Origin of the sequence: Devosia sp. (genome assembly GCF_028290645.1) — a bacterium.
Classification (GTDB): domain Bacteria; phylum Pseudomonadota; class Alphaproteobacteria; order Rhizobiales; family Devosiaceae; genus Devosia_A.
In genome coordinates, this window is sequence record NZ_JAQGJL010000211.1 from 1 (window position 1) to 7,259 (window position 7,259).

Consider the following 7,259-nt stretch of genomic DNA (forward strand, 5'->3'; position numbering starts at 1 on the left):
GTTCCGACGCCGCAGGAGATCATCAAGGTTCTCGACGAATACGTCATTGGCCAGCAACAGGCCAAGCGCATCCTGTCGGTTGCCGTCCACAACCATTACAAGCGCCTGGCCCATGCCGCCAAGGGCACCGACGTTGAGTTGGCGAAATCCAACATCATGCTGATCGGCCCCACCGGCTGCGGCAAGACCCTGCTGGCCCAGACCCTGGCCCGTATTCTCGATGTGCCGTTCACCATGGCGGATGCCACGACCCTCACCGAAGCCGGTTATGTCGGCGAGGACGTCGAGAACATCATCCTGAAGCTCCTGCAGTCGGCCGACTACAATGTCGAGAAGGCGCAGCGCGGCATCGTCTATATCGACGAAGTCGACAAGATCTCTCGCAAGTCCGACAACCCCTCGATCACCCGCGACGTGTCGGGGGAGGGCGTGCAGCAGGCTCTGCTGAAGATCATGGAAGGCACCGTCGCTTCGGTTCCGCCGCAGGGCGGCAGGAAGCACCCGCAGCAGGAATTCCTGCAGGTGGACACGACGAACATCCTGTTCATCTGCGGCGGCGCCTTTGCCGGCCTCGAGCGCATCATCTCGTCGCGCTCCGAAGGCTCGGGCATCGGCTTTGCCGCCGTGGTCAAGGACCCCAAGGACCGCCGCGTCGGCGATATCCTCAAGGAAGTGGCGCCGGAAGACCTGGTGAAGTTCGGGCTCATCCCCGAGTTCATCGGCCGTTTGCCGGTGCTGGCGACTCTCGAGGACCTCGATGAGCCGGCGCTGATCGAAATACTGACCCAGCCCAAGAACGCTCTGGTGCGCCAGTACCAGCGGCTGTTCTCGATGGAAGACGTGGAACTCACCTTCCACGAGGACGCGCTCAAGGCCATCGCCAAGCACGCCATCGAGCGCAAGACCGGCGCCCGCGGCCTCCGCTCGATCATGGAGGGCATCCTGCTCGACACGATGTACGACCTGCCGTCGCTGGACGGGGTCGAGGAAGTGGTGATCAGCGAGGAAGTGGTGAACGGCAAAGACACCCGCCCGCTCTACATCTACGCCGAGCGCAAGAAGGAAGAGGCGCTGTCGACCAGCGCCTGACGCCTTCGTGGCCGAAGTTTCAAAGGCCCCGCCGGTCACCGGCGGGGCCTTTGCTTTGGGCGGCGACGGATGGCATAGGTTCGGCATGACCGACCTCCCACCAGCCTTGTCCGACGCGATCCGCCGCCTTGCCGATGGCCTCGGGCGCAAGGGCCTCGCGGCCAGCGCTGCCACTATGTCCGAGCACTATAGGCAGCGCGGCGCCTCGCGGCAGGTGATCGGTGGCGCCGGAGATGCGCTCGCCTACGCGCTGAGCCGGATGCCGGCGACCTATGCGGCGGTGTCGGCGGTGCTCGACGAACTTCAAGCGCGCGCGCCGGGCTTCACGCCGGAGACGGTGCTGGATGCCGGGGCAGGGCCCGGCACCGCGTCCTGGGCGGTGGCCGAGGTATTTGCGGATGCGTTGCTGACGCTCATGGACCACAACCGGGAGTTCCTCACCCTCGCAGAGGCGATTTCGGGCGATGGCGGCAATGCTCGCGTGGAGTTGATCGAGAATGATCTCGGGCGGTTCGAACTGGGCCGCCGGTTTGGCCTCGTCACCTGCGCCTACGCCCTGACGGAGCTTGGCGACACCGCTTTGCTGGCCGCCGCCGAGCGGCTCTGGCGCCATTGCGACGGCGCCCTGTTGATCGTTGAGCCCGGGCGGCCCCGCGATTACCAGCGGCTGCTGGCCATGCGCCGGCGGTTGATCGAACTCGGCGGCAGGGTGCTGGCACCGTGCCCGCACAAGGCCGAGTGTCCCCTGATCGAGCCTGACTGGTGCCATTTCTCGGTGCGGCTCAGCCGGACGCGCGACCACATGCGAATGAAGGGCGGCACGCTCGGCTACGAGGACGAGAAGTTCAGCTACCTGGTGGTGGCGAGGCCGGGCATCGGCGCGCCGGCGGCAGGAAGGGTGATCCGGCGACCCGAGGAGAACAAGTTCTCGGTGAGTTTGGCGGTCTGTGGGCCAGAGGGTCTTGAGAGCCGGGTCGTCATGAGCCGCGACAAGGCGGCGTTCAAGGCTGCGAAGAAGCTCGAGTGGGGCGACGCCATCTGATAGGTCAGTCGTCTGCTGAATTCCGTACCACGGGTTCACTTGTCGGCGCGCGGGCGGGCGGATAGGCTCCGTCCAAGCGGGGAACCATGAGGAAGAACCATGAAGTTCAATGATATTCTGGGTACCATCGGAAATACGCCTGTCGTCCGGATCAATAAACTCGGGCCCAAGAACGTAAAGCTCTACGTCAAGATCGAGGCCTTCAACCCGCTCGGCTCGGTGAAGGACCGCCTGGCCCTGGGCGTGATCGAAGCGGCGGAGAAGTCCGGGGCGTTGAAGCCGGGACAGACGGTGATCGAGGCCACCAGCGGCAATACCGGCATCGGCCTCGCCATGGTGTGCGCCGCCAAGGGCTATCCGCTGGTGGTGACGATGGCCGAGAGCTTTTCGGTCGAACGGCGGAAGCTCATGCGCTTTCTCGGCGCCAAGGTGGTGCTGACGCCGGCGGCCGAGCGCGCCAACGGCATGATCCGCAAGTCGGAATCGCTGGCCGAGGCCAATGGCTGGTTCCAGACCCGGCAGTTCGAGAACGAAGCCAATCCGGAAATTCACATGCGCACCACCGCGCAGGAAATCCTCCGCGATTTCGCCGACGAGAAGCTCGACTACTGGGTCACCGGCTTCGGCACCGGCGGCACGCTCACCGGCGTCGGCCGCGTGCTGAGGGACAAGAGCCCGAACACGAAAATCGTCGTGGCGGAGCCCGAGGGCGCGCCCATGCTGACCAGCGGCGAGGCGCAGGAGCGTCGCGCCGACCACGCCGCGACCGGCAGCCATCCGGCGTGGAAGCCGCATCCGTTCCAGGGCTGGAGCCCCGATTTCATCCCGTGGATCACCAACGAGGCGGTGACCGAAAAGTTGTTCGACCAGATCCTGACCATTGCCGGCCCGGACGCGATGAAGCAGTCGCAGCTGCTCGCCCAGAAGGAAGGCATATTCGTCGGCATCACCGCCGGCGCCACCTTCGCCGCGGCGCTGAAGGTGGCGGAAAGCGCGCCGGACGGCTCGACCATCCTCGCGATGCTGCCCGACACCGGTGAGCGCTACCTCTCGACGCCGCTCTTCGCGGATGTGCCGGCGGAGATGACCCCGGAAGAGGAAGCGATCTCGGTCTCGACCCCGGGCCAGCAGCTGCCGCCGAAGGTGGCGGCTTAGGGACGGAACGGCCCCATCGTCCCCTCTCCCCTCAGGGGAGAGGGCCCACTCAGTGGCAGCATCCAGCGATGCTGCCACATCTCCGCCGGAGGAGGGATCCTCACCCCTCATCTGGCGCTACGCGCCACTTTCTCCCTTGAGGGGAGAAGGGAAGGGGGGCCGGCAGATCAGGTCCGGGCGTGGGCTCCGTCTTAACTCTCCCTTCGGGGGAGAGGTCGACGCGCAGCGTCGGGTGAGGGGCCTTCCCCTCGCTCAGCGTTTGCGGCAAGGCCCCCTACCCTGATCCTCTCCCCAGGGGACGCGGGGGGACAGTTCTCCGCTATGCCGCCACCTGCGGCACCGGTCCGACATACCTGGACTTCGGCCGGATCAGCCTGCCATTCGCCAGTTGCTCGCGCGCGTGGGCAATCCAGCCGCCGACGCGGCCGGCTGAGAATACTGCGGTGAACGTGTCACGCGGAAAGTCCAGCGCCTCGAGCAGCAGCACGGAGAAAAAGTCGACGTTGGTGACGAGGATCCGGTCAGGCTTGTGCCGCTGCAGGGCGGCGAGCGCGGCCGTCTCGATCGCGGTGGCGTAGCCGATGCGCGACATGTCGATGGTGCCGCTCTCGCTGAGCCGGCGGAGCGCGGTCTTCAGCGCATCGGCCCGCGGGTCGCGCACACGGTAGATGCGGTGCCCGAACCCCATCAGGCGGCGGCCGCTCGCCAGTTCGCCCTCGATCCAGGCCGTTGCGTTGTCGGCATTGCCGATTGCGTCGAGCATGTCGAGCACCGGGCCGAGCGCGCCGCCGTGCAGCGGCCCCTTCAGGGCGCCGAGCGCCGCCAGCACTGAGGAGTTGAGCCCGGCAAGCGTCGACGCGACCACCCGGGCGGCGAAGGTCGAGGCGTTGAGGCCGTGCTCGGCGACGGCGAGGAGATAGGTGTCGAGCGCCGACGCTGCGGCCGGCGCGGGACGAGCGCCGGTCAGCATCTGCAGCATGTCCTCGCAATGACCCAGGGACGGGTCGGGGGCGATCGGCGCGAGGCCGCGCTGCTGCCTGATGAGGGCAGGGAGGATAACCGCGGGCCCCACCGCGAGGAGCAGGGCGGTCTCCAGATCAGACCTGTCGGGCAGCGTCGCGATCAATGCCCGCATCGCGTCGTAGGCAGGCCGGTCGGCGAGGAGCGGAAGCTGCGCACGGACCGACTTGAAGACCGTTGCCCTTGCCTCGGCGAGCGGGCCGCGAAGATCGCCGGGTAGGTCCGGGAAGAACCCATCCCACAGCAAAGCCAGCACATCCTCGAAGCGGCTGCCGGCCAGCGCCTCGAGCGGCTGGCCGCGGATGATCAGGCGGCCGGCCAGGCCGTCCACATCGGAAAGCACGGTTTCTGCGGCAATGACGTCTTCGAGACCGTCGTTCATTTTGGGCTCCTAAGCTGTTTCCATCCAACGATAGGCGGGCTAACATTGACGTCAATCTTGACGAAATCGATCAATGTGAGGCCGCCATGTGGCTCAGCGCAACCGAGGCACTGGCCCGGCTCGGCAGCAAGCCGCAGTCGCTCTATGCCAATGTCAGCCGCGGGCGCATCCGGGCGAGGCCCGACCCCGTCGACAGCCGCCGGAGCCTCTACAGCGAAGAGGATGTGGACCGGCTGGCGTCCCGGGCCCGCGGCCGCCGCAGCGCGGCCGTGGTTGCGTCCGACGCGATCAGCTGGGGCGATCCCGTCCTGCCGTCGGCCATCTCGACCGTCAGCGGCGGGCGCCTCTACTACCGCGGTGTGGACGCGGTGGAGCTGGCCGAAACGGCCACGCTGGAAGATGTCGCGACGCTTCTCTGGGACGGGCCGTGGACCATGCCGGCAGCCGCTAGACGCCCCGCCGGTCCAACCCCGATGGCCGCCGCTTTTGCCACCCTCGCCGAGCGCGCCGTGTCTGGTACTCCGAGTTCCGAGCTCGGCCCGTGGGAACTGCGCGCCGATGCCGCAGGGGTGCTCGCCTCATTCGCCGATGCGCTGCTGGGCGGCGGCAGCGGCCCGCTGCACGTCCGTCTCGCGGCCAGCCTGGGACGCCCCGAGCTCGCCGATATCCTGCGTCGGGCACTGGTGCTGCTGGCCGACCACGAACTCAACACCTCCACCTTTGCCGCCCGCGTCACAGTGTCCACCGGCGCATCGCTGGCTGCCGGCGCGCTCGCCGGCCTCGCCGCCTTCTCCGGTCCGCTGCACGGCAACGCTGCCGCGGCGGTGCTGGCGTTCGCCATCGACATCGGCCCGCAGGGTGCCCGCGCCCCCGAAGCCCTGCGGGACTGGCTCGGCGAAGGCCGCGTCATTCCGGGCTTCGGGCATCGCCTCTACCCGCGCGGCGATGTGCGGGGCGAGGCCCTGCTGGCTGCCATCGACATACCGCCGAATTTCCGCACTCTCAGGGCCGCCGGAGAGAAACTTGTGGACGAACGGCCGAACATCGATTTTGCGCTTGCAACGATGAGCGCCGCGTACGACTTGCCGCGCCATGCGGCCTCCACCATATTTGCTCTTGCGCGCACCGTCGGGTGGCTTGCGCATATGCTGGAACAGGCGGCAACCGGGGAGTTGATCCGCCCACGGGCGCGCTATGTCGGCCCCGCCATACGGGCCCGTTAAGCGCGACTGCGTAGCGCACGGTTGATGCAAGGCCGGCACACAGTGGCGCCGCATTGCGAGGATAACCGTGATTACGGGTAGGTTGACTTGCCCTTTGGCGCTGAGACCCTATCTACTCTGCAGAATCAGGCTCGCCGCCCATCGTGGGGACCAGCCAGATTGCTAGACGGCGCGGGCTCGCCTTCCCTCCCTAGAGCTCTGCGTCCAGGAAAGGACCAAATATGTCGGACGTTACCCAAAGCGGCGCGGGATTTGATCGCGATCGGGTTTACCCGGTGCTACCGCTACGCGATATCGTTGTCTTTCCGGGCATGATCGTGCCGCTCTTCGTCGGCCGTGAAAAGTCGGTGAAGGCGCTCGAAGAGGTAATGCGTGACGACAAGCACATCCTCGTCGTCACCCAGAAGAATGCCCAGGACGACGATCCGTCGCCTGATGAGATCTATTCAACCGGCACCATCGCTTCGGTGCTGCAACTGCTGAAGCTGCCGGACGGCACCGTGAAGGTGCTGGTCGAGGGCCTGCGTCGCGCCAAGATCGACCAGTACCTGCAGACCGTCGACTACTTCGAAGCCGAAGCGACGACGCTGCCGGAACCCGAGGAAGACGAGACCGAACTCGAAGCGCTGGCGCGTTCCGCCCAGAGCGAGTTCGAGAACTACGTCAAGCTCAACAAGAAGATTTCGGCCGAGGTGGTCAACGCCGTAAGCCAGATCACCAACCATTCCAAGCTCGCCGACACCATCGCCAGCCACCTGGTGATCAAGATCGAGCAGAAGGAAGACCTGCTCGGCACCACCGCCGTGGCCGAGCGGCTGCAGAAGATCCTCGCCCTCATGGAAGGCGAGATCGGCGTGCTGCAGGTGGAAAAGCGCATCCGCAGCCGCGTCAAGCGGCAGATGGAGAAGACCCAGCGCGAGTACTATCTCAACGAGCAGATGAAGGCGATCCAGCGCGAGCTGGGCGACGGCGAGGAAGGCTCCAACGAGCTGACCGAGCTCGAGGAGAAGATCAAGAAGACCAAGCGTTCCAAGGAAGCGCGGACCAAGGCCGACGCCGAGCTCAAGAAGCTCAAGTCCATGAGCCCGATGTCGGCCGAAGCCACCGTCGTGCGCAACTATCTCGATACGCTGCTCGGCCTGCCCTGGGGCAAGAAGAGCAAGGTCAAGCGTGACCTGGTCCTCGCCGAAAAGGTGCTGGACGAAGATCACTACGGCCTCGAGAAGGTCAAGGAACGCATCCTGGAATATCTGGCCGTGCAGGGCCGCACCGGCACCCTCAAGGGTCCGATCCTCTGCCTCGTCGGCCCTCCAGGCGTCGGCAAGACCTCGCTCGGCAAGTCGATTGC

The 7,259-nt window shown here is 66.3% G+C and carries 6 protein-coding genes; 5 read left to right on the forward strand and 1 reads right to left on the reverse strand.

Translation table 11 applies throughout. The features are described from left to right. The 3 genes from clpX to cysK all read left to right on the forward strand — a co-directional run. Positions 1-1,089: ATP-dependent Clp protease ATP-binding subunit ClpX (gene clpX / locus JWQ89_RS12050; protein WP_299641319.1), on the forward strand; the 1,089-nt coding region annotated here is incomplete at its 5' end. An 85-nt stretch (positions 1,090-1,174) separates the two neighbouring features. Then, positions 1,175-2,131 carry a small ribosomal subunit Rsm22 family protein gene (locus tag JWQ89_RS12055; protein ID WP_299641321.1) on the forward strand — a complete coding sequence of 319 codons (957 nt, stop codon included), beginning with the start codon at positions 1,175-1,177 and terminating at the stop codon, positions 2,129-2,131. A gap of 99 nt (positions 2,132-2,230) precedes the next feature. Then, the gene (gene cysK / locus JWQ89_RS12060) at positions 2,231-3,286 is read left to right on the forward strand and encodes a cysteine synthase A (protein ID WP_299641322.1); all 1,056 of its coding nucleotides are present in this window, start codon (positions 2,231-2,233) and stop codon (positions 3,284-3,286) included. Positions 3,287-3,605: 319 nt separating this feature from the next. On the opposite strand, the gene JWQ89_RS12065 is transcribed toward cysK, so the two are convergent. Then, positions 3,606-4,688 (reverse strand): citrate synthase/methylcitrate synthase, encoded by a 1,083-nt coding sequence (locus tag JWQ89_RS12065; protein ID WP_299641324.1) that lies wholly within the window; start codon positions 4,686-4,688, stop codon positions 3,606-3,608. A gap of 86 nt (positions 4,689-4,774) precedes the next feature. Between JWQ89_RS12065 and JWQ89_RS12070 the strand changes: the two genes are divergently transcribed. Then, complete coding sequence (locus tag JWQ89_RS12070) at positions 4,775-5,911, forward strand: citrate synthase (protein ID WP_299641326.1); 1,137 nt, start codon at positions 4,775-4,777, stop codon at positions 5,909-5,911. A 221-nt stretch (positions 5,912-6,132) separates the two neighbouring features. Then, positions 6,133-7,259 (forward strand): LON peptidase substrate-binding domain-containing protein (locus tag JWQ89_RS12075; RefSeq protein WP_299641328.1); only part of this gene is annotated, 1,127 nt, incomplete at its 3' end.

Coding starts and splice junctions, on each gene's coding strand:
- JWQ89_RS12055 (WP_299641321.1), top strand. CDS start 1,175: ATGACCGACCTCCCACCAGCCTTGTCCGACGCGATCCGCCGCCTTGCC.
- cysK (WP_299641322.1), top strand. CDS start 2,231: ATGAAGTTCAATGATATTCTGGGTACCATCGGAAATACGCCTGTCGTC.
- JWQ89_RS12065 (WP_299641324.1), bottom strand. CDS start 4,688: ATGAACGACGGTCTCGAAGACGTCATTGCCGCAGAAACCGTGCTTTCC.
- JWQ89_RS12070 (WP_299641326.1), top strand. CDS start 4,775: ATGTGGCTCAGCGCAACCGAGGCACTGGCCCGGCTCGGCAGCAAGCCG.